At 70.6% G+C, this 19,799-nt stretch carries 17 protein-coding genes; 5 read left to right on the forward strand and 12 right to left on the reverse strand.

Features of this window, described 5'->3' with window-relative positions:
• Positions 1–2 precede the first annotated feature (2 nt).
• The 7 genes from yajC to ACOJV9_RS06395 form a co-directional block, all read right to left on the reverse strand.
• Positions 3–302: a preprotein translocase subunit YajC gene (gene yajC, locus ACOJV9_RS06365; RefSeq protein ID WP_420184351.1), complete on the reverse strand. Its 300-nt coding sequence runs from the start codon at positions 300–302 to the stop codon at positions 3–5.
• Positions 303–669: 367 nt separating this feature from the next.
• Positions 670–1,800, reverse strand: a complete 1,131-nt coding sequence (gene ruvB / locus ACOJV9_RS06370) for a Holliday junction branch migration DNA helicase RuvB (RefSeq protein WP_420184471.1) — start codon at positions 1,798–1,800, stop codon at positions 670–672.
• A 41-nt stretch (positions 1,801–1,841) separates the two neighbouring features.
• On the reverse strand, positions 1,842–2,447 hold the full coding sequence (gene ruvA / locus ACOJV9_RS06375; RefSeq protein WP_420184352.1) for a Holliday junction branch migration protein RuvA: 606 nt from the start codon (positions 2,445–2,447) through the stop codon (positions 1,842–1,844).
• Complete coding sequence (ruvC, locus tag ACOJV9_RS06380; RefSeq protein ID WP_420184353.1) at positions 2,444–2,965, reverse strand: crossover junction endodeoxyribonuclease RuvC; 522 nt, start codon at positions 2,963–2,965, stop codon at positions 2,444–2,446. Before ruvC ends, ruvA begins: the two co-directional genes overlap by 4 nt.
• 85 nt (positions 2,966–3,050) lie before the next feature.
• Positions 3,051–3,821 carry a YebC/PmpR family DNA-binding transcriptional regulator gene (locus tag ACOJV9_RS06385; RefSeq protein ID WP_420184354.1) on the reverse strand — a complete coding sequence of 257 codons (771 nt, stop codon included), beginning with the start codon at positions 3,819–3,821 and terminating at the stop codon, positions 3,051–3,053.
• A gap of 108 nt (positions 3,822–3,929) precedes the next feature.
• Positions 3,930–4,532, reverse strand: a complete 603-nt coding sequence (pdxT, locus tag ACOJV9_RS06390) for a pyridoxal 5'-phosphate synthase glutaminase subunit PdxT (protein WP_420184355.1) — start codon at positions 4,530–4,532, stop codon at positions 3,930–3,932.
• Between the two features lie 102 nt (positions 4,533–4,634).
• Complete coding sequence (locus ACOJV9_RS06395; protein WP_420184356.1) at positions 4,635–8,495, reverse strand: CARDB domain-containing protein; 3,861 nt, start codon at positions 8,493–8,495, stop codon at positions 4,635–4,637.
• Between the two features lie 107 nt (positions 8,496–8,602).
• Between ACOJV9_RS06395 and ACOJV9_RS06400 the strand changes: the two genes are divergently transcribed.
• Complete coding sequence (locus ACOJV9_RS06400; protein WP_420184357.1) at positions 8,603–10,327, forward strand: helix-turn-helix transcriptional regulator; 1,725 nt, start codon at positions 8,603–8,605, stop codon at positions 10,325–10,327.
• 24 nt (positions 10,328–10,351) lie between these two features.
• Positions 10,352–10,600: a hypothetical protein gene (locus tag ACOJV9_RS06405; protein WP_420184358.1), complete on the forward strand. Its 249-nt coding sequence runs from the start codon at positions 10,352–10,354 to the stop codon at positions 10,598–10,600.
• A 27-nt stretch (positions 10,601–10,627) separates the two neighbouring features.
• Here ACOJV9_RS06405 and ACOJV9_RS06410 read toward each other — a convergent pair whose 3' ends face one another.
• The 5 genes from ACOJV9_RS06410 to ACOJV9_RS06430 are packed head-to-tail and all read right to left on the reverse strand — an operon-like array spanning position 10,628 to position 16,929.
• Positions 10,628–12,664 carry a family 43 glycosylhydrolase gene (locus tag ACOJV9_RS06410; protein ID WP_420184359.1) on the reverse strand — a complete coding sequence of 679 codons (2,037 nt, stop codon included), beginning with the start codon at positions 12,662–12,664 and terminating at the stop codon, positions 10,628–10,630.
• 11 nt (positions 12,665–12,675) lie between these two features.
• On the reverse strand, positions 12,676–13,662 hold the full coding sequence (locus tag ACOJV9_RS06415) for a glycoside hydrolase family 43 protein (RefSeq protein ID WP_420184360.1): 987 nt from the start codon (positions 13,660–13,662) through the stop codon (positions 12,676–12,678).
• Positions 13,663–13,694: 32 nt separating this feature from the next.
• Entirely contained in the window at positions 13,695–14,597 is a 903-nt protein-coding gene (locus tag ACOJV9_RS06420) for a carbohydrate ABC transporter permease (protein ID WP_420184361.1), read from the reverse strand.
• Positions 14,594–15,577, reverse strand: a complete 984-nt coding sequence (locus tag ACOJV9_RS06425) for a carbohydrate ABC transporter permease (RefSeq protein ID WP_420184362.1) — start codon at positions 15,575–15,577, stop codon at positions 14,594–14,596. Before ACOJV9_RS06425 ends, ACOJV9_RS06420 begins: the two co-directional genes overlap by 4 nt.
• Before the next feature lie 2 nt (positions 15,578–15,579).
• On the reverse strand, positions 15,580–16,929 hold the full coding sequence (locus ACOJV9_RS06430; protein ID WP_420184363.1) for an ABC transporter substrate-binding protein: 1,350 nt from the start codon (positions 16,927–16,929) through the stop codon (positions 15,580–15,582).
• 204 nt (positions 16,930–17,133) lie between these two features.
• On the opposite strand from ACOJV9_RS06430, the gene ACOJV9_RS06435 reads away from it, so the two are divergent.
• Genes ACOJV9_RS06435 through fdhD form a run of 3 tightly spaced genes read left to right on the forward strand, consistent with a single transcriptional unit; the run spans position 17,134 to position 19,757 of the window.
• The gene (locus ACOJV9_RS06435) at positions 17,134–17,661 is read left to right on the forward strand and encodes a GNAT family N-acetyltransferase (RefSeq protein WP_420184364.1); all 528 of its coding nucleotides are present in this window, start codon (positions 17,134–17,136) and stop codon (positions 17,659–17,661) included.
• Positions 17,658–18,905, forward strand: a complete 1,248-nt coding sequence (locus ACOJV9_RS06440) for a kynureninase (protein WP_420184365.1) — start codon at positions 17,658–17,660, stop codon at positions 18,903–18,905. The genes ACOJV9_RS06435 and ACOJV9_RS06440 overlap by 4 nt, the downstream gene beginning before the upstream one ends.
• Positions 18,906–18,950: 45 nt before the next feature.
• Entirely contained in the window at positions 18,951–19,757 is an 807-nt protein-coding gene (gene fdhD / locus ACOJV9_RS06445; protein ID WP_420184366.1) for a formate dehydrogenase accessory sulfurtransferase FdhD, read from the forward strand.
• The last annotated feature ends 42 nt before the right edge of the window (positions 19,758–19,799 follow it).

Raw genomic sequence — 19,799 nt, forward strand, 5'->3', positions numbered from 1 at the left:
TGTCAGTCCGCCTCGGGTGCGAGGGGCGTGTCCATGACACCGGGCTGGGCCATGCCGATGGCACGACGGTCGACGCGCACCTGCACGCCGGGGGCGATCTCGAGGAGCGCCGTCGTGTCGTCGAGGGTCCGGATCGTGCCGTAGAGCCCCGAGGTCATGACGACCGCGTCGCCGACGTTGAGGGCCGACTGGAACGCCTGCACCTCGCGTCCGCGCTTGCGCTGCGTGAGCATGAGGAACGCCAGCAGCAGCAGGGGCAGGGCGAGCACGAGCAGGTTGCCGAAGCCGGCACCGGAATTCATGGGAAGTCCTTCGAGTCTGGTTCAGCTCGACCGCGTGGGGCCGGGCGCGTCAGCGGCCCGGGCGACGCCGGGCCGTCGGGTCAGCATAGGTGACGTGTTCATCCTCGACCAACGCGCCACACCCGCTCTCAGTGCCCGCCCACGACTCCCGCCCCGCACATCCACCCCTGCAGGGACGTGCCTGTGCGCCGCACCCTGACGCAAAGACACCCCCTTTGCTGCTCGATCGTGATGCAGCGGCCCGTTGCGTCGCCGTGGGGAGCGCATGGGGGTGTCATTGCGTCGTGAGGTGGGGCACGTGCACGTCGGGGTGCAGGGGTCCGGTCGAGGGTCCGAGGTGAGGACCGGCCTCCGAACCTGGGCTCGCTCAGCCGCCGAGTCGGCCGGGACCCTCGTCGAGCGGGAGGACGTCCTGGGCCGCGACGTCGCGCGGCGGGGTGAGGCCGAGGTGGCGCCAGGCCTTGCCCGAGGCGGCACGGCCGCGCGGGGTGCGCACCATGAAGCCCTCGCGCACGAGGTAGGGCTCGGCGACGGTCTCGACGGTGTCGGACTCCTCGCCCACGGCGATCGCGAGCGTGGACAGGCCCACCGGTCCCCCGCCGAAGCGGCGGCAGAGGGCGTCGAGGACGGCCCGGTCGAGCCGGTCGAGCCCGGCGTCGTCGACGTCGAAGAGCCGCAGCGCCGCGTGGGCGGCCGCCTCGTCGACCACGCCGGAGCCGTGCACCTGCGCCCAGTCGCGCACCCGGCGCAGCAGCCGGTTGGCGATGCGGGGCGTGCCACGGGAGCGCCCGGCGATCTCGACGATGCCCGGCTCGTCGGCCTCGACCCCGAGCAGGCCGGCCGAGCGGCGCAGGATCGTCGTGAGGTCGGAGGCGTCGTAGTAGTCGAGGTGGCCGGTGAAGCCGAACCGGTCACGCAGCGGCGCCGGGAGCAGGCCGGAGCGGGTCGTCGCCCCGACGACGGTGAACGGCGGCAGCTCGAGCGGGATCGCGGTCGCCCCCGGCCCCTTGCCGACGATGACGTCGACGCGGAAGTCCTCCATCGCGAGGTAGAGCATCTCCTCGGCGGCCCGCGACATGCGGTGGATCTCGTCGAGGAAGAGCACCTCTCCCTCGTCGAGCGAGGACAGCACCGCCGCGAGGTCACCGGCGTGCTGGATGGCGGGGCCGGAGGTGATCCGGATCGGTCGCTCCAGCTCGGCCGCGATGATGAGGGCGAGCGTGGTCTTGCCGAGCCCCGGTGGGCCCGAGAGCAGGACGTGGTCGGGGACGCTCCCCCGCCGCCGGGCGGCCTCGAGGACGAGGCCGAGCTGGTCGCGCACCCGGGTCTGCCCCGGGAACTCCGAGAGGCGCTTCGGCCGCAGGGCGGCCTCGACGACCCGCTCGTCGTCCTCGGCGCCCGCGTCGACGATGCGCGCCGTGGCGTCGAGCGAGCCGTCCTCGTGGCGCTCGTCGGCCTCCACGATGTCGGACCGGAATCCCCTCACCGTCCCGCCCATGTCGTCCTCGCTCGTCGCCGTGGGTCTCATCGACGCCTCCGTCATCGGCCGAGCTCGCGCAGGGCCATCCGCAGCAGGGCCGCGACGGAGGCATCGGGGTCGGCGGAGCCGGAGACGGTCGAGACCGCGTCGGCCGCCTGCTTGGCCGACCAGCCGAGCCCGACGAGCGCCTCTGCCACCTGGTCGCGACGCGCGTCCCCGAGGGGCGCCGCCGGGGTGGTGACGTCGCCACCGGCGGAGGCGGACGGCATACCGACCTTGTCCTTGAGCTCGAGCACGAGACGTTCGGCGCTCTTCTTGCCGACGCCCGGGATCTTGGTCAGCGTAACGAGGTCGCCGGAGCGCAACGCGGTGCTCACCTCGTCGGGGGTGAGCACCGACAGCATCGCCAGCGCGAGTCGCGGCCCGACGCCGGAGACGGTCTGCACCGTCTCGAACATGTCACGTTCACTCGCCGAGCCGAAGCCGAAGAGCGTCAGGGAGTCCTCGCGCACGACGAGCGTCGTCGACACCGTGACGTCCTGGCCGCTGCGGACGTCGGCGACGGTGCGGGGCGTGGTGTGGACGAGCATCCCGACTCCCCCGACCTCGACGACGAGGCGGTCGAGACCGACGTGGCCGACGCGGCCCGACAGTGAGGCGATCATCGGACGCTCGCCTTCGCGGCGACGGCGAGGGCGTCGAGGCGAGCCGTCGCTGCGCCACGCCAGAGGTGGCAGATCGCCAGCGCCAGCGCGTCCGCGGCGTCGGCGGGTCGGGGCGGCGTCTCGAGCTTGAGGATACGGGTCACCATCACCGTGACCTGGGCCTTGTCGGCCCGGCCGGAGCCCGTGACCGAGGCCTTGACCTCGGTCGGGGTGTGGAAGACGACGGGGATGCCCCGCTTGCCGGCGGTGAGCAGCGCCACCGCCGTGGCGTGCGCGGTGTTCATGACCTGGGTGACATTGGTGTCCGCGAAGACCCGCTCGACCGCGACGACGTCGGGCTCGAACCGGTCGAGCCAGCCGTCGAGCTCGCGCTCGAGGAAGATCAGGCGCTGCGACGGCTCCGCGTCCGAGGGCGTGCGCACGACACCCACGGCGACCATCGCGGCGCGACCGGCGCGACCGTCGACGACACCGAGGCCGCACCGGGTGAGCCCGGGATCGATGCCGAGAACGCGCACGCGCGCCGCCTTCCGTGAGAACCGAACAGGTGTTCGGTGCCACGCTACACAGCGTGGTCGGAGGCGACGCGCAGCAACACGCAGGTCAGTCCTCGGCGTTGAGCTCGGCGAGCACGTCGTCGGGGATGTCACCGTTGGCGAAGACGTCCTGGACGTCGTCGGAGTCCTCCAGCGCCTCGATGACACGGATCATCTTCTTGGCGCCGTCGAGGTCGAGCGGAACCTGGAGGTTGGGGACCCACGAGGCCTCGGCCGAGTCGTAGTCGATGCCGGCGTCCTGGACGGCCTTGCGCACGGAGACGAAGTCGGTCGCCGCGGAGATGACCTCGAACGCCTCCCCCAGGTCGTTGACCTCGTCGGCACCGGCTTCGAGGACGACCTCGAGGATGCTGTCCTCGCTCAGCTCGGTCCCGCCCTGGTCCTTGGGGACGACGACCACGCCCTTGCGGTCGAAGACGTAGGACACCGAACCGGGGTCGCCGAGCTGGCCGCCGTTGCGGGTCAGTGCCGTGCGGACCTCGGCCGCGGCGCGGTTGCGGTTGTCGGTGAGGCACTCGATGAGGATCGCGACCCCGCCGGGCGCGTAGCCCTCGTAGGTGATGGTCTCCCAGTCGGCGCCGCCGGCCGTGGCTCCGGATCCGCGCTTGACGGCGTTGTCGATGTTGTTGTTGGGCACCGAGCTCTTCTTGGCCTTCTGGACCGCGTCGTAGAGCGTCGGGTTGCCGCTGATGTCGCCGCCGCCGGTGCGGGCCGCGACCTCGATGTTCTTGATGAGCTTGGCGAAGAGCTTGCCGCGCTTGGCGTCGATGGCGGCCTTCTTGTGCTTCGTGGTCGCCCATTTGCTGTGGCCGGACAAGAGATCTCCTCGTGCTGGGGTTCGTGCGGCGTTCGCCGATGATCCTAAGCGGTAGGCCGGACGCTGCCGCGTGCGTCACCCCGCGACGGCGTCACCCGCCCAGTGGTGTCAGGACGTGCGGACGAGGTCCACGAAGAGCTGGTGGAAACGGTGGTCACCCGTCACCTCGGGGTGGAAGCTCGTGGCGAGCACGTTGCCCTCGCGGACCGCGACCGGGTGGTCTCCGCCGGCGACGTGGACCGACGCGAGCACCTGCACGTCGGGGCCGACGTCCTCGACCCACGGGGCGCGGATGAACACGGCGCGCACCGGCTCGGGCCCGATCTCGCGGATGCGCAGGTCCTCCTCGAAGGAGTCCACCTGACGGCCGAAGGCGTTGCGGCGCACCGTGATGTCGAGGCCGCCGAGGGTCTGCTGGTCGTGGTGCCCGTCGAGGATCCGGTCGGCGAGCATGATCATGCCCGCGCAGGACCCGTACGCCGGAAGTCCCTCGCGCAGGCGGGCGACCAGCGGGTCGCGCAGCTCGAAGATGCGGACGAGCTTGTCCATCGTGGTCGACTCGCCGCCGGGGATGACGAGACCGTCGATGGTCTCGACCTCACGGGGGCGGCGGACGGGGACGGCCGTGGCACCGGCCGACTCCAGGGCCCGCACGTGCTCACGCACGTCGCCCTGGACGGCGAGGACACCGATGGTGGGGGACGCGGTCACGCGTCGACACTACGTCCCCCGGACCGGCGGCAGCCCACGGGTCGGCGGAACCGCCGGGACCCGTGGGCTGCCCCCTCCACCTTCCTCAGGGACGCGTGCCGGTCACCAGACCCACACGTCGTCGAGCCACACCGTGGAACCGGCCGGCAGGGTGGCCGGTGCCTTGGTGCTGAGGACGAGGCGAGATGCCCCCGCCGGGACGGTGAGGGTGCCGCTGATCTTGCTCACGGCGCCGTCGATCTTGCTCACCGTCTCGTCGATCTTGCTCACGGCGCCGTCGATCTTGCTCACCGACTCGTCGATCTTGCTCACCACCACGTCGACCGAGCTGATCTTGCTGACGACCTTCCCGGTGGCGTCGAGGAACGTCGCCGACACCGCCGGTGAACCACCCGTCGCCGACATGGCCAGGGAGTACGTCGACCCCGCCGCCACGTCCACCGGTGCGCTCGTCCACCCGGCCCCGGTCAGGCCGCCGGTGAGGCCCACCGCCGACTGGCCGTCGGTGGCGTGCTCCCCCGACCGGTCGTACGTCGTCGAGCCGGTGGAGGACCACCCGTCCGGCGCCGTGCCCGTGGCCGACACCTCGTACGACCCGTTGGTCACGCGATTGCCCTTGATGGTCACCGTCCGGGTCAGGGAGTTGTCGCTCTCGCTCGACTCCTTGACCGTGTTGGCCGGGTCGACCACCGCCCGCACGACGCGGTCTCCGGAGACGCCCCTGGTGTCCCACACCGTGCTCACCCTGGTGCTGGCGCCGGCCGCGAGCTCGACGGGGGCCGTCCGGCCCAGCGACGTCGCGCCGTCGAACAGCTCGACGACGACGCCGGACGCCGCAGCGGTGCCGCTGTTGGTCACCGCCACCGACAGCGTCGTCTGCTTGCGCTCCGGCTGGGACGCCTCGACCGTCGTCGGCTTCAGGTTGGTCACCGCCGTCGGGCGACCGTCGCCCTGGGGGTTCACGGTGAAGTAGAAGACCTGTCCGGCCTCGACGAGCTTGGGAGCCGAGGTGTTGGCGGCGGTCTGGGGGACGCCGCGGGCCGCCAGCGCACCGTTGCGAGCGGCATACTCCGCGTGCAGGTAGTCGCCCTTGCGGAACAGCTCACCGGCCTGGGCCCGCCACTGCTTCATCCGCCCGAAGTCGGCGTTCCACGCATCGGAGGGGGTCGTCCGGCCCGCTGCCGCCTCGTCGGAGAGACGCGTGCGGAGGGCGTCCTGGGCGCCGATGAGGTACTCGGCCGTGTGACCGCGCTGGAGCTGGTCCTGGTCCTCGACCTCGTAGGGGCGGTAGGACATGGCGTAGGTCGTCGGGGCCGCGGAGACGTCGTACATCCAGCCCAGCCCCTGCCAGTAGCACTCCCACTGGCCGGCCTGCGGGTGGCCCTTCGGACACCTGTCGACCCCGTAGGAGCCGTCGTGCGGGTGGCTCAGGCCGAGGTTGTGCGCCGCCTCGTGCTCGATCGTGTAGCTGAAGCCGCCGCCGCTGTCCTGGGTCGGCAGCGAGGCGTCGGTCATCGAGCGCTTGGATCCGGGCGCGTCACCGGCCTGGACTCCGGGGTAGTGCGACGCGCTCGACTTGAAGCGGTCGTTGACGTTGTTCATGACACCCCAGGCCTCGCCGTCCGCCGTGCCGACGGCGATGCCGCCGACGATCGCCGGGAGGGCCCAGGTGAACGCCTTCTCGAAGACGACGTTGATCGCAGGGATGGTGTTGACGCCCTCGACCTGGTCGGCGATCCCGTCGGGGTTGGCGTCGATGAAGTCGCGGAACGACTCGTGCGAGACGGCGCCGTCGTAGCCCGGGCCGAGGCCGGAACCGGTCGCCTTCGCCTTCTCCAGCGCCTCCTGGACCGCGGTCAGGTCGACCGACTTCTCGCCGTAGTGGGCGTGCTTGTGCTCGCCGTCGTGCAACGGCTCGGGGACCTTCGTCGCGCCGTCCTTGGTCTGCACGTGGTGCGAGGGCGCCGGGAGGTCGGCGTACTTGGGTGAGGTGTCGAGCACCTCGCCGGTCGGCTGGTTGTTCGTCGGGTCGTAGAGAGGGATGGTCTCGTTCTTGCGACCCACCCAGCGGGCGTAGGGCGTCGCCGACGAGAGCCAGCGCAGCGTGTCGTCCTGCTGCGTGCCGCCGCTGACGTCGCCGATCTTGTAGAGCTTGTCCATGTCGGTCCACCAGGTGCCGTAGTACGGCGCGTTGGTGAGCTGGCCGTTGACCCACTGCGGACGCGAGTAGAAGTCGGTCCAGTTCGACACGGCGAGCCAGTAGGTGTCACCGCGAGGGATCGGCCGGTACAGGAAGCCGGGGGTCGACCGGAAGAACAGCCCGTAGGCCACGTCCCGGGCCAGTCGCGGCATCATCCGGCAGGGGGTGGTGTTGTTGTAGGGCAGGTCCATGCCCGCCACCGGCGTCCCGTCGGTGGCGCAGCTGTCGCCCTGCTGCTTCCACAGCGGGTCGGAAGCGTACTGCCACACCGGCGGGTCACCGTGGGGGTAGTCGCTCGACATGCCGAGCCCCCGACCGGCCCAGGTGGCCGCCTCGAAGTCGTTGGGAGCGGCGCCGAGGTCGACGAAGTGGAACCGGTAGCGACCGCCCCAGGTCCGGGCGTAGTCGATGCCGTCCCAGTCACCGGTGTCCGGGTCGGTGATCCGCCACGAGCCACCGTCCTCGACCCGCTTCGGGATGATCGCCCCGTCGACGACCTTGTCGGTGCCGTAGGTGTGGTACGCGTTCGGGCGGAAGTAGTCCTTGGCATAGGCGGGTGTGAACGTGTCGAGGAAGAAGAACGACGAGCCCTGGTTGGGGCCCTGGGGCATCCGGTCGAGGTTCAGGCCGTTCTTGTCGTAGTAGGGGTCGTGGTACGCGCCCTTGTCCGGGTTCACGACCGAGGGGTCGGCGCAGGCGCCCGTCTCGACGTTGGTGAAGGCGCACGACCACTTGGTGTCGTACCGGCTCTGGAAGATCCAGTCCTCGACGGCGTAGGCGTCGACCAGGTCCGTCTTGGCCGGGTCGGTGACCTTGTATGCCGGGTCGCCGCCCTTCGCGGTCACCCGGTGCGCGCCGAACGCGGCGTCGTACTTCACCTGGTTCGCGGTCCGGGTGCTGGCAGCACCCGCGTGGTAGGTCTGGGCCTGGGCGGTCGCGTTCTCGGCGACCTGGTACAGGGCCTTGGCGTACTCGTCCGAGGCCGCCAGGACGTTGATCTTGTAGTTGTAGGTGATGCCCTGGAAGTAGGGGGTGCCCTCGAAGTGGTCCTTGTTCCAGTTCAGCAGGCCGGCTGCGACCTGGGTCGTCTCCCCCGACGCGGACGTCTTGGTGGACACCGTCGGGCGGTACTTCGCCGGCGTCCACTGCTTCAGCTCGGCCGCCTCTGCCGCGGTCGGTCGCCGCCCGACGAAGACGACGTTGAGCGGGTAGTCGACGACCAGCTCGTCCTCGACGGCCTTGCGGGTCTCGGGGTACTTCATGCCGGTCGGCAGGGCGGTCGCGCTGAGCGTGGCCGTGCCCGTGTAGGAGGAACCTGCCGTGGCGTAGGGCACGACCCGGACCGTGTAGGACCCGGGAGCCAGGGCGCCCAGGTCGACCGACTCGCTCGTCGTGCTCCCGGCGGCGCTCGACCCGATCTGGCGCCCGGAGGCGTCGTCGACGTAGAGGTCGAAATCGTCGGAGGTCGAGCCCCAGCTGATCGCGACCTCGACACCCCCCTCGTGCGTCTCCCAGTGGTCGGCCGGGATGCGGAGGTCCACCGTGTGCGAGTCGCACGTGGTGGCCGTGCAGGACTCGGGAGCCAGCACCGCACCGCTGTAGGGGCCACCGGTCCAGGTGACCCGGCTCGTGTCGCCACTCGTGGGCGGCTCGAGGGTGGTGTTTCCCGGTGTCGACGCCGAGGCCGACCCGGTCGCGGCCAACGCGGCGACCACCAGTGCGGCGGTCGAGAGGGCCACGGCCCTCGAGGTCATGGAACGCATGGGCATCCTTCAGTGACGTGGCCCGCCGGGGTGTGCGCGCCAGGGAACCAGCAAACGCCTCCGCCATGCCTGCGCGGACCTGTCAAAACTACCTATATTCTCGTCACATGCCCGCTCAGACCCCTCTCGCGTCCCGCCGGCAGGCGCCACCGGCGACGCGACGTCGGGTCTCGTCCCGGTCCGCGCTCGCGTCGTTCGCCCACACCGTCTCACCGCGTCTGCGGCCGGTGCTGCGCGAGGCGGAGGCCATGGGGCTGCGCGGCGACACCCGCCCCGCACTCGACCTGCTCATCGAGACCGCGGCGGCGCTCCCCTCAGGAGCCCGGGACGACGACCGGGTCGCCATCGGCGAGCTCGCCGTGGTGGTCAGCGCCTGGGGCAGCGAGCTCATCGACGCGCACCCCTTCCTGGAGTCGCTGGCCACCCAGGTGAGCTCCCCGGGTGCTCGTGGGGCGCTGCTGTTCACCCGCGGCCGTGCCGGCACCGCCGCCGAGACCCCCGAGATCCTGCAGCGAGCCCTGTCCGAGTTCCGCCTCGCAGGGGACATCCGCGGACAGGCCGTCACGCTGGGTGAGCTGTGCTGGCCCCGCGAGGACGGGCTGAGCGGCGACTACCGCGTCACCGTGGGGAGGGAGGGCCTCGCGCTCGCCCGCCGGACCAAGGACCCCTGGGCCATCGCCTTCTGCGCCGGGCGGCTGGCCGGCTGCGAGACCTATCTCGACCGACCGGAGGCCCTCGAGCACTGGCGGGATGCGGCCGAGGTCCTCCCCTCGAGTCCTGATGCGGTGACCGCCGAGATCGCCAGCCTCAACCAGTTCAACTGGGCCCACACGGCATACGGCCACGGGAACTACGCGCTCGCAGGGCGGGTGGCGCGCGAGGGCAAGCTGCTGGCCCACGGCAGCACGTGGGCGCGCAAGTTCGCTGCGGTCGAGGCGCTCGTGCAGTGGCGCACCGGTGACCTGGACGCGGCCGCGGCCTCCGCGAGGGCAGCTCGGGCAGGACGTCCGCAGATGGCCACGGGGATGGCGGGCATCGTCCTGGGCGCGGTCGCCCTCGAGCGCGAGGGCCGCCCGGACCCGAAGATCCTCGACGACTCGCTCGGACACATCGAGTTCGACGAGCAGATGCTCTGGCTGGCCCTGGCCGTCCGCGCCACGCACCGGGTTGCGCGCCAGGAGCCCTTCCCCCTGCGCGACCTCCCGCAGGCGCTGAGCACGGCAGCAGGCATGGAGGTCCGTTTCGGGTGGGAGGACCTCGTGCTCGTCATGGCGCACGAGGACCCAGAGCAGGCCCGTGAGGTCCTGGAGTCGATGGCGTCGTTGTGGCCGGTCAATCCCCGCGGCATCGCCGTCAGGCTCGCCGTCGAAGGGCTGGTGCGAGGCGTCGACGGGCATGCCGTGCTGCTGGAGGCGGCGGAGCGCTTCCGGGCGCTGCCGGAGCCCCTCACCGCCGGCCGGCTCCTGCATGCCGCTGCGGGCGTGGCCCCGGACGCGAGCACCGGCAACCTCCTCAGGCGGCAGGCGATCGAGCTGTTCCAGACCCACGCGGCGGACAGGTCGTTGGCCGGGGTGCTCCGCGACCGGCGGCTGCACCGCGGGCAGGACCTCCCAGCCGTCCCGGCGAGCCAGCGGCTCGTGGCCACGGCGGGACTCACGACGCGGGAGCGTGAGGTCGCGACGCTCGCCGCGCAGGGCTACACGGCGCAGGAGATCGCCGACCAGCTGCACATCTCGATCGGCACGGCCCGCAACCACGTCCTGCGGGTGCGTGAGAAGTTCGGCGGTGTCCCCAAGCGCAAGCTCGCGCAGATGCTGGCCGAGGGCGCCTGACCGGGCCATGTCTAGGCTGGGGTCATGACGACACCAGGGACCGGAGACGACCAGGCCGCCGAGCTCCAGGAGGCGCGCGTCGAGTCACTGCAAGCCGTGGTCGACCGCGTGCTGTCGTGGCAGGAGAGCGCCCCCGAGGGCACCGTTCGGGAGGAGCTCGACAAGGCACTGGACGAGGTCGGCCTCGATCTCGACGACGCGACGCGGGAGCGCATCGTCGAGCACGTCCACGAGGGCGCCGAGCACACCGACGTCCGCCGCTTCCTCTCCTGAGGAGACGGCGGACGCCGGATTTCGCGGTCAGGGCTGCGGCCGCGCGGTGCCCTTGAGCGAGTACACCCGCACGTAGTCGAACTCGGCCGTGATGGGTGTGGTCACCTGGTTGGTGGCTCCCATGGACACCAGCCCGATGAGGGCGTCCTCGCCCAGGCTGTGGGTCCACGTGCCGCCACGCACCCACGTCACACCGTCCTGGCTCGTGTATGCCGTGTAGCGCTCGGTGTCGCCGCCCGCGGCCGCCTGCTCGGCGCCGGTGAGCCGCTCCACCACGATCCGCAGGTAGGTCCAGTCGTCACCGGGCGGACCGACGACGGTGTTGCCGTAGCGGTTCTGCCCCGGACTCACCTCGGAGAGCTCCTTGGCGAACTCCGTCTGCCGCGTCTCCCAGATCGAGGCGCTCGTCAGCTTGATGAAGTCGTCGTCGTCCTCGTAGATGACCAGCCCTGCCTGGGCGTAGTTGAAGCAGCAGCCCTCGTCGGGCAGGCCCTCGAGGCGCACCTTGGTCTCGACGACGTAGTCGCCCGAGGGGGCATCCCGGACGAGCACCGAGGCCGTGTTGCTGTCGACGAAGAGGTCCGTGTGCTCCACCTCGTAGCGCAGCACCCCTCCCGCGACGCTCACGTCGCCCTGCTCGGCGGGATCTGCCCAGGACCAGCTCGTGTCGAGGGTGCTGCCCGAGAACTCGTCGCGGTCGAGAAGCTGGTTGACCGTGTCGGGCTTGACGAGCGTCGGCCGGTAGCGCGTGCGCTCCCCCGGTTGGGCGGCCGGTGCCGGCATCTTCGTGTCGGACGCCATGTAGCCGCCATTGACGACGGGCCATCCGTTGACCCAGTCCACCGGGTCGAGGAGTGCGGGCCGCTTGGTGAAGCCGGGGGCGAAGTCGTAGAACGGGTCCTCCTGGTCGACCGCGTGGTAGACGGTCCACCACTGGCCACCCTCGTCGACGAAGACCGAGTTGTGTCCGGTCCCGATCCACCGGTTGCCGTTCATCGTGAGGAACGGCGTGCCGCCGACGTTGGCGTCGAGGAAGGAGTTGCCCTCCTTGTCGACGAACGGCCCGAAGGGGCTCTCCGAGCGCCCGACGAAGACGCTGTAGCCCGTGAGGGCTCCGTTGCAGCAGTTCGTCGCGGAGGCGAAGAGGTAGTAGTAGCCCTCCTCCTCGTTGTAGACGACGTTGGCGCCCTCATACCGGTTGCCGATGGTGATGCGAGGGTCGTCCGCCGTGGTCTCGGTCTCCGCCGTCACGCCGGTCTCGGTGAAGTCGACCTGGGTGGCGAAGATCCCGCCGTAGTAGGAGCCGTAGTAGAGGATCCCCTCGTCGGTGACGGTGTCACCGAGCACGTCGGGGTCGAAGGTCCAGAAGTAGGCACACGGGTCACCACTGGTGGTGTCCTTGCGCGGCTGGATGACCGGCTCATCACTCCACACCCAGGGACCGGTCGGGCTGTCCGCGACCGCCACGCCGATGGCACTGTCACCACGGCAGGTGTCCGAGCCCCCGCCCGCGGCGGTCGTCTCGGTGACGGTGGTGAAGAGGTAGTACTGGTCGGTCGCACTGGAGTAGACGACGTCCGGCGCCCAGAAGGCGGCACTCGGGTCGATCCAGTCCGGCAGGTCGGAGTTCTCGAGCGGGAACGCGTCACCGACGTAGGTCCAGTTGACCAGGTCCGTGGACACGTTCATCGGGATCCGGTGGAAGATCGGGTCGCCCTCGGCGTCGACGTCCTCGTCGTTGAGCGGGTCGGTCGTGCAGTACATGTACCAGACCTGCTCCCCGTTGATCGTCTCGCCGTCCTGGCCCTGGAGGATCATCGGGTCGGCGCAGCTGTCGACCGTGCCGTCACCCGGGATCTGCGGTGCCAGCGGGTTCTCGTAGCTGGTTGTGACCGGCTTCGCCTTGGTGGGAGCCAGGCTGGGGGCGCCCGCGGCCGACGTGGCTGTCGGGCCGACGAGCAGCAGGCTGAAGGCCGCGAGCGTCGGCGCCAGCAGCGCCCACGGCTTCCGTCGACCATGCCTTGATGGGGTGATCTGTCCGGTCGTTGGTGCGTTCCTTCTCATGGACGTGTCCTTCACCGTTGGTCGTGTCGGGGGGATCGTGTCGGTGGCTCGGCTGACACCGAGATGTGCTGGTCCTCGATGCGGAGCGTCAGCCGGTGGGGGCGACGTCGTTCGAGGGTCGGGTCCCAGGCGTGCAGGAACAGGTGCCGCGAGCCGTCCTCGTCGACCAGCACGCTGCAGTGGCCGGGCCCGATGAGGCCGGTGCCCGCGCTCGTGACGAGAGGGCCCTGCTCGGGGTCCTCGTGCCACGGGCCGCCAGGAGAGTCGGCCGTGGCCACCGCGACGCCGTAGCCGGGCGTCTGCCAGTTGCCGCCGGAGTACAGCAGGGCGCAGCCACCCGCGCCGTCGTCCAGCACGGAGGGCCCCTCGAGGGTGTGCCAGTCGTGGATCCCGCCGTACATCTCGCGGTCCGCCTCGTAGCGCTGCCACTCCGCGCTGGCCCGCAGGATGATGGTGGGGTCGCCCTCGAGGCGGGTCATGTCGAGCAGTCGTTGCACCGCGAGGACGGTGCCGGGGCGGTCCCCCTCGACGAGGTCGGTCGCGTAGAACAGCCACCACGACCCGTCACGGTGGCGGAAGGGTGAGGGGTCGATCGCGAACGGCACGTCCGGGGTGAGGACCAGCCCGAGGTCCTCGAAGGGACCGGTGGCGCTTGTCGCACTCGCAACCCGGAGCCGGTGGTCCTTGTCGCCGATGCCGCTCGAGTAGTACATCCAGTAGCGGCCGTCGGCGAAGGCCACCTCCGGTGCCCAGTACTCCGTCCCGGGCATCCGCTCCTCGCCGACGACCAGGGCCCCGCCGGCGTCCTCCCACGTCTCGAGATCCTCGCTGACGAGCATCTGGAACGCGCGACCCCCGGGGAGGGACAGCGGGGTCGTGCCGTACATGACGTAGCCCCCGTCCTGGGCGCGGAGCACGAACGGGTCGGCGCAGTAGCCGTCCCACAGCGGTGGCAGTGGGCGTGGCGCCTCGGCCGTGCCGTCCGAGGCGGACGGCACGGCCGAGGTCGCGGTCTCGTCGGGAATGGTCCTCAGCCCTTGACGCCACCGCGGGCGATGCCCTCGATGACGAACCGCTGGCTGATGAGGAACAGGAGGAGCACCGGGATGCTGGCGATCGCTCCGCCGGCGAGGATCGTGGCGTAGTCCGTCGTGTAGGCGCTCTGCAGCGTCGACAGGCCCGGTTGGATGGTGAGCCGTTCCGGGCTGAACAGGACGTACAGCGGCCACAGGAAGTCGTTCCAGTTGGCGAGGAACGTCAGCAGGGCAAGGGTCGCCAGCGCCGGGCGCGACAGGGGGACGATGATGGTGAGGAAGGTCTTGAAACGACTGGCGCCGTCGAGCATCGCAGCCTCCTCGAGCTCGATCGGCAGGCCCATGAAGAACTGCCTCAGGAAGAACACCCCGAACGCCCCGGCCGCCCCCGGCACGATCACTGCCGAGAGGCTGTCGAGCCACCCCAGCTTGGACACGATGACGTAGTTGGGGATGAGCAGCGAGATGGGCGGGACGAACAGGGTCGCCAGCACCAGCCCGGTGAGGATCTTCTTTCCGGGAAAGGACAGCCGGGCGAGCGCGTACGCCGCCATCGTGGCCACGACGAGCACGAGCAGGGTCTGCCCCGTCGCGGCGAGCATCGAGTTGAGGAACCATGTGCCGACCGGGGTCTGGGGTGCATCGAGGATCTTCTGGTAGCCCTCGGTGCTCACCTCGCCCGGGATGAAGTTCAGCTCGGCCCGTGACACCTCGGCCGTGGACTTGAGCGACGTGGTGGCCATCCACAGCATCGGTGCGAGGAAGAGCAGAGCGAGCAGGCCGACGAAGACGACTCGCCATGGTGAGCGCGACCGACCCTCGCCCTCGCCCTCGTCCGGCCGCTCCGGGTTCGGCTCCTCGGTCGCGTCCACGTCCGCGTCGGCGATGTGCGTGCTCATGCCTTCGACTCCTTCGGTGTGCGCTCACGCATGAACGAGAGGCTCAGCACGCTGATGAGGAGAAGCGCGAGGGTGAGGATCGTGCTCATCGCCGAGGCGGCGCCCATGTTGAACTGGCGCAGACCCTCCTCACCGATCTGCATGATGACCGTGCGGGTCTCCTCGCCAGGCTGTCCCTGGGTGATGAGGTAGGACTGCCCGAAGACGTTGGCCGAGGCGAGGATCGTGATCGTGAGCACGAAGATCGTCACCGGACGCAGCCCGGGAAGCGTGACGTGCCTGAACCGCTGCCAGGCGCTGGCACCGTCGAGCTCGGCAGCCTCGTAGAGGTCGGGAGAGATCTCCTGCAGGCCCGCGAGGAAGATCACCATGTTGTAGCCGGCGGTCCACCAGATCGTCGGCACGACCAGGGCCAGCCACACCCACGGGGTCGCGGTGGTGAACGGGATCCGGTCCATGCCGAGCTGGTCGAGGTAGTAGTTGATGACCCCGACGTTCGGGTCCAGCAGGTAGCGCCAGAGCAGGCCGATGACGGCCACACCCAGGACGTAGGGCGCGAAGAAGATCGCGCGCACCGCGTTGCGGCCCCAGAACTTCTTGTTGAGGGCGACGGCCAGGGCCAGCGGCAGCACCATGAGCAGGGGCACGCTCAGCAGGGTGAAGATCCCGGTGGCGCGCATCGAGTTCCAGAACGGTCCCGACGTCGTCGACCCTCCCGTGAAGAGGTCGGCGTAGTTCTTGAGCCCCACGAAGGGCTTCCCGGGCAGGAGGAAGTCCCACTGGTGCAGGCTGATCCACAGGCCGTAGAGGATCGGCCCGAGGACGAACGTGGCGAACAGGACGAGGTAGGGCCCGAGGAACAGCAGGGCCGTCCCGAGCCCCGCACGCATGACGGCCGGATCGGCGTTGGGAGCCTTCCCCTTGCCGCCTGCCTTCTCCTGTGGTGGCGCCTGAGCGGCAACGGGCGCGAGGGCGCTCACGCTCAGCCCTGGTACTTGGACCGGTCGGCTTCAAGCAACGAGTCGGCCTTCTTGGCTGCCTCGTCGAGTGCGGCCTTGGGCTCCTTCTTCCCGAGGATGACCTCGTTGACCGCTGCCTCGTAGGTCGGGGCGACGACACCGCCGATGCCCGGCACCGACGGCGGGAACTGCACGTCGGGCAGCTGCTCCGCGAGGGTCGACTGCACCTTGAGCTCCTTGAACTCGGCCGAGTCGCGCACGCTCGCGCGGGCCGGGATCTGTCCCGACTTGGCCCACTCGAGGGACTTCCCGGAGATGTAGGAGATGAAGGCACGTGAGGCGGCCAGCTTGTTCTGGTCCTTGGCCGACTGGCTGGTGACGACGAAGTTGTGCGAGCTGGCCCACACCGCCGGCTTGTCGCCGATGGTCGGGAACTTGGCGGCCTCCCACTCGAGTCCCTTGACCTTGGCCCACTCGTTCATCATCCAGATGCCGTCGAAGGTGAGCGCATTGCGCTGCTGCCGGAAGGCGACCGCCTGGGCGTCGTTGGAGACGTTCTTGGGGCTGGAGCCGTTCTCGATGAACGTGCGCATCCACTCGAGCGACTCGACACCGGCGTCCGAGTTGAACGTCGCCTTGGCACCGTCCTCGTCGAAGATGCTGCCGCCGAACTGGGCGATGAGCGAGGTGAAGATGAGGTGCGCCGGCCAGGTGGCGGTGACCCAGAACGGGGTGGCGACGCCGGCCTTGCCCTTGAGCTCCGTGACGGCGGCCTCGAAGCCGGCCCGGTCGGTCGGGATCTCGGTGATCCCTGCCTTGGTCATCAGGGACTTGTTGACGTAGAACCCCAGCGGGTGGATGTCGAGCGGGATGCCGTAGCGCTGGTCCTTGTACTCGCCCGCGTTCCAGACCACGGGGGCGAAGTCGTCCTCCTCGAGCTTCAGTCCCGTCGCGATCTCGTCGAGCGGGACGATGACCCGGCGTGCGGCGTTGGTGGCGAGCTGGTCGATGTGCATGCAGGCGACGTCGGGGCCGGCGCCGGAGGCCACCGCGGTGGGGACCTTCGCGTAGAAGTCGGCCCACTGGAGGGTGTTCATCGAGACGGTGACGTTGGGGTTCGCCGTGTTGAACTCGTCCACCATCTTCTTCATGAACGGGCCGTCACCGCCGGTGAAGCCGTTCCAGAAGGCCAGGGCGACCTTGGGTCCCTCGTACTTGTCGCCCTCGCCGAAGGAGCCGCTCGAGGGCGCTGCCCCCGGTGGGGTGCTGCTTCCCCCGGAGCAGGCGGAGAGCGCGGCGCTGGCACCGAGCGCTCCGATGGAGGTGAGCAGGAGACGACGGGAGAGGTCGGATGACGAGGCGGAGGGTGACATGGGGATGACTCCTTGTTCGGCCGCGCCTGGGGTGCGCAGAGACTGGGAGCCGACCGGGAGGACGTCGGCCCACCTCCGTTCTATACCCACGCGTGTGAGGTTGACCACATTGGCCTCGACCTCTTTGGTGACGCTCCGATAACGGTCGGACCTGCGGAAAGGGGCCGGGGGCGCCGCTGCATGAGCTGCGCCTACCGTTCTGGCGTGCCCGTGACGATCCGCGAACGCCGTCCCGACGACCTCCCGGTCCTCGTCGACCTGCTCGCCGCGCAGCAGCCGTCGACCTCGTACCCGCAGCGGTGGCCTCTCCCCTTCCCGCCCGAGGAGTTCCTCGTCCGGCCCGGCGAGGTCGCCGCGTGGGTGGCCGTCGAGGACGAGGCGGTCCTCGGTCATGTCTCCGTCACCGAGCTCATCGGCGGCCGGATGGCCGGGGAGTGGGAACGCGCCACCGGTCTGTCTGCCCAAGGGCTCGGTGAGGTGTCCGTCCTCTTCGTGGCGGACGGCCGCGGTGGCTCCGGGATCGGCAGCGTCCTGCTCGACACCGCAGTGGCCGAGATCCGTCGCCGTGGCCTCACCCCCATGCTCGACGTCGTGGGCGAGGACACCGGCGCGGGCCACTTCTACCGCCGGCGCGGCTGGAGGACGGTCGGCACCGCGCGCCCGCCCTGGCTGCCCGACCACCGACCCGACCTCGCCTTCATGCTCCTCGAGGATGAGAGGGTCGACGCATGAGCGACACCGCCGTCACGACCCTCGCCCAGCGTGCACGCGCCCTGGACGTCGAGCACTCCACCACCGACCGCCGGGGCGCCTTCGAGCTGCCCGAAGGCGTCGTCTACCTCGACGGCAACTCGTTGGGCGCCCTCTCGACAGCGGCCCGCGTGGCCACCGCCGACGCGGTCTCCCGCCAGTGGGGCCAGCAGCTCATCCGCGCCTGGAACGAGTCGGCCTGGTGGTCGGCCCCCGAGCGGGTCGGCGACCGGATCGCCGAGCTGGTGGGCGCACCGGTCGGGACGGTCGTCGTCGGTGACTCGACGACGGTCAGTCTCTACAAGGCGGTGCACGCCGCCGCACGACTCCGCCCGGACCGCCGCGTCGTCCTCACCGACCCCGACTCCTTCCCCACCGACGTCCACGTCACGCGCGGAGTCTGCGAGCAGCTCGGTCTCACCCTCGAGCTGCTCTCCCCCACCGAGGCGGTCGCGCGACTCCGTGGCTCCGACGACGTCGTGCTCGCGTCCTACTCCCAGGTCGACTACCGGACCGGCGAGCTGTGGGACCTCGCGGCCCTCACCACGGCCCTCCACGACGCCGGCGCCCTGGCCTGCTGGGACCTCTGCCACTCGGCAGGCGTCGTCGACGTCGCGCTCACGGCGGGTGGCGCCGACTTCGCCGTCGGCTGCGGCTACAAGTACCTCAGTGGTGGACCGGGCGCGCCGGCCTTTCTCTTCGTCGCACCCGAGCACCTCGACGCCTTCGTCAACCCGATCCTCGGGTGGAACGGCCATGCGACCCCCTTCGCGATGTCTCCGGACCACACCCCCGCCGACGGCATCACCCGGGCCCGGGTGGGGACGCCGCCCGTGCTCGGGATCGCCGCACTGGAAGGCGCGCTCACGGCATACGACGGTCTGGACGTCGCGGACGTGCGCCGTCGGTCGCTGTCGCTGACCGCGTTCTTCGTCGAGGCGCTCGACGCCCTCGGCGTCGAGCTCCCCGTCGCCACCCCGCGTGAGGACGCGCGGCGAGGCTCGCAGGTGAGCCTGCGCCACCCCGAGGCGTATGCCGTCGTGCAGGCCCTGATCGCCCGCGGGGTCATCGGGGACTTCCGTGAGCCGAACATCGTGCGGCTGGGATTCGCGCCGCTCTACCTCTCGCACGAGGACGCCCTCGCGGCCGCGGTGCACCTGCGCGACGTCCTCGACGGCCGGGAGTTCGAGCGACCCGAGCACCTGTCTCGCGCCGCCGTGACCTGAGCCGGGTGACAATGAGGGCATGACGACGTCCGCCGAGCAGCGCTGATGGGCCGGGTCAGCTCGCGCCACAAGGTCGTCCGCATCGACCTCGACTCCGGGGTGACGCGGGCGATCGACACCGTCGCCGGCGAGGAGCCGCTCGAGATCAGGGTGGGCGGCGAGACCTTCACCGTCACGATGCGCACGCCCGGCCACGACGTGGACCTCGCGCACGGGCTCCTCCGGGCCGAGGGACTGATCGCCGCTCGCGACGACGTCCGCTCCGCGCGCTTCTGCTCCGACCTGGACAGCCTCAACGTGCTCGACGTCCAGGTCACCGGGGCCAGGTCCGGCGAGGCGGTGACGTCGACCCGCCACCTCGCGTCACTCGGCGGGTGCGGGCTGTGCGGGACCACCGCGGTCGAGGCGGTCGAGGCGGTGACCGGCGCACGCCCTCCCGAGGTGCAGTGGGAGGCCGAGCAGGTCGCGTCGGCCCTCGACGAGCTGCGGGGCCGGCAGCAGCTGTTCGGCGCCACCGGCGGTGTCCACGGTGCCGGCCTGGTGCCGGTGGGCGCGGACCGGCTCACCCTCGTGCGCGAGGACATCGGGCGGCACAACGCCGTCGACAAGGTGCTCGGAGGCGCCCTCGTGCTCGACATCGACACGTCGGGCGCGTTGCTCGTCGTGTCGAGCCGGGCCAGCTTCGAGATCGTTCAGAAGGCCGCGGTGTCGGAGGTTGCCGTGCTGGCCTGCGTCTCCGCGCCGTCGTCGCTGGCGATCGAGGCCGCCGACCGGCTCGGCGTGACGCTGGTCGGGTTCGCGCGCGGCCGACGGATGAGCGTCTACACGCACGCCCACCGCATCCCGCACTGACGTCGCGAGGTCGCACCGTCGGCACCGAGCCCGGCGAGCGGC

The sequence above is a fragment of the Knoellia terrae genome, from assembly GCF_048606435.1.
In the GTDB taxonomy this organism is placed as follows: Bacteria; Actinomycetota; Actinomycetes; order Actinomycetales; family Dermatophilaceae; genus Knoellia; species Knoellia terrae.

Coding starts and splice junctions, on each gene's coding strand:
- fdhD (WP_420184366.1), top strand. CDS start 18,951: ATGGGCCGGGTCAGCTCGCGCCACAAGGTCGTCCGCATCGACCTCGAC.
- ACOJV9_RS06440 (WP_420184365.1), top strand. CDS start 17,658: ATGAGCGACACCGCCGTCACGACCCTCGCCCAGCGTGCACGCGCCCTG.
- ACOJV9_RS06410 (WP_420184359.1), bottom strand. CDS start 12,664: ATGAGAAGGAACGCACCAACGACCGGACAGATCACCCCATCAAGGCAT.
- ACOJV9_RS06395 (WP_420184356.1), bottom strand. CDS start 8,495: ATGCGTTCCATGACCTCGAGGGCCGTGGCCCTCTCGACCGCCGCACTG.
- ACOJV9_RS06420 (WP_420184361.1), bottom strand. CDS start 14,597: ATGAGCACGCACATCGCCGACGCGGACGTGGACGCGACCGAGGAGCCG.
- ACOJV9_RS06430 (WP_420184363.1), bottom strand. CDS start 16,929: ATGTCACCCTCCGCCTCGTCATCCGACCTCTCCCGTCGTCTCCTGCTC.
- yajC (WP_420184351.1), bottom strand. CDS start 302: ATGAATTCCGGTGCCGGCTTCGGCAACCTGCTCGTGCTCGCCCTGCCC.
- ACOJV9_RS06405 (WP_420184358.1), top strand. CDS start 10,352: ATGACGACACCAGGGACCGGAGACGACCAGGCCGCCGAGCTCCAGGAG.
- ruvA (WP_420184352.1), bottom strand. CDS start 2,447: ATGATCGCCTCACTGTCGGGCCGCGTCGGCCACGTCGGTCTCGACCGC.
- ruvB (WP_420184471.1), bottom strand. CDS start 1,800: ATGGGCGGGACGGTGAGGGGATTCCGGTCCGACATCGTGGAGGCCGAC.
- ACOJV9_RS06400 (WP_420184357.1), top strand. CDS start 8,603: ATGCCCGCTCAGACCCCTCTCGCGTCCCGCCGGCAGGCGCCACCGGCG.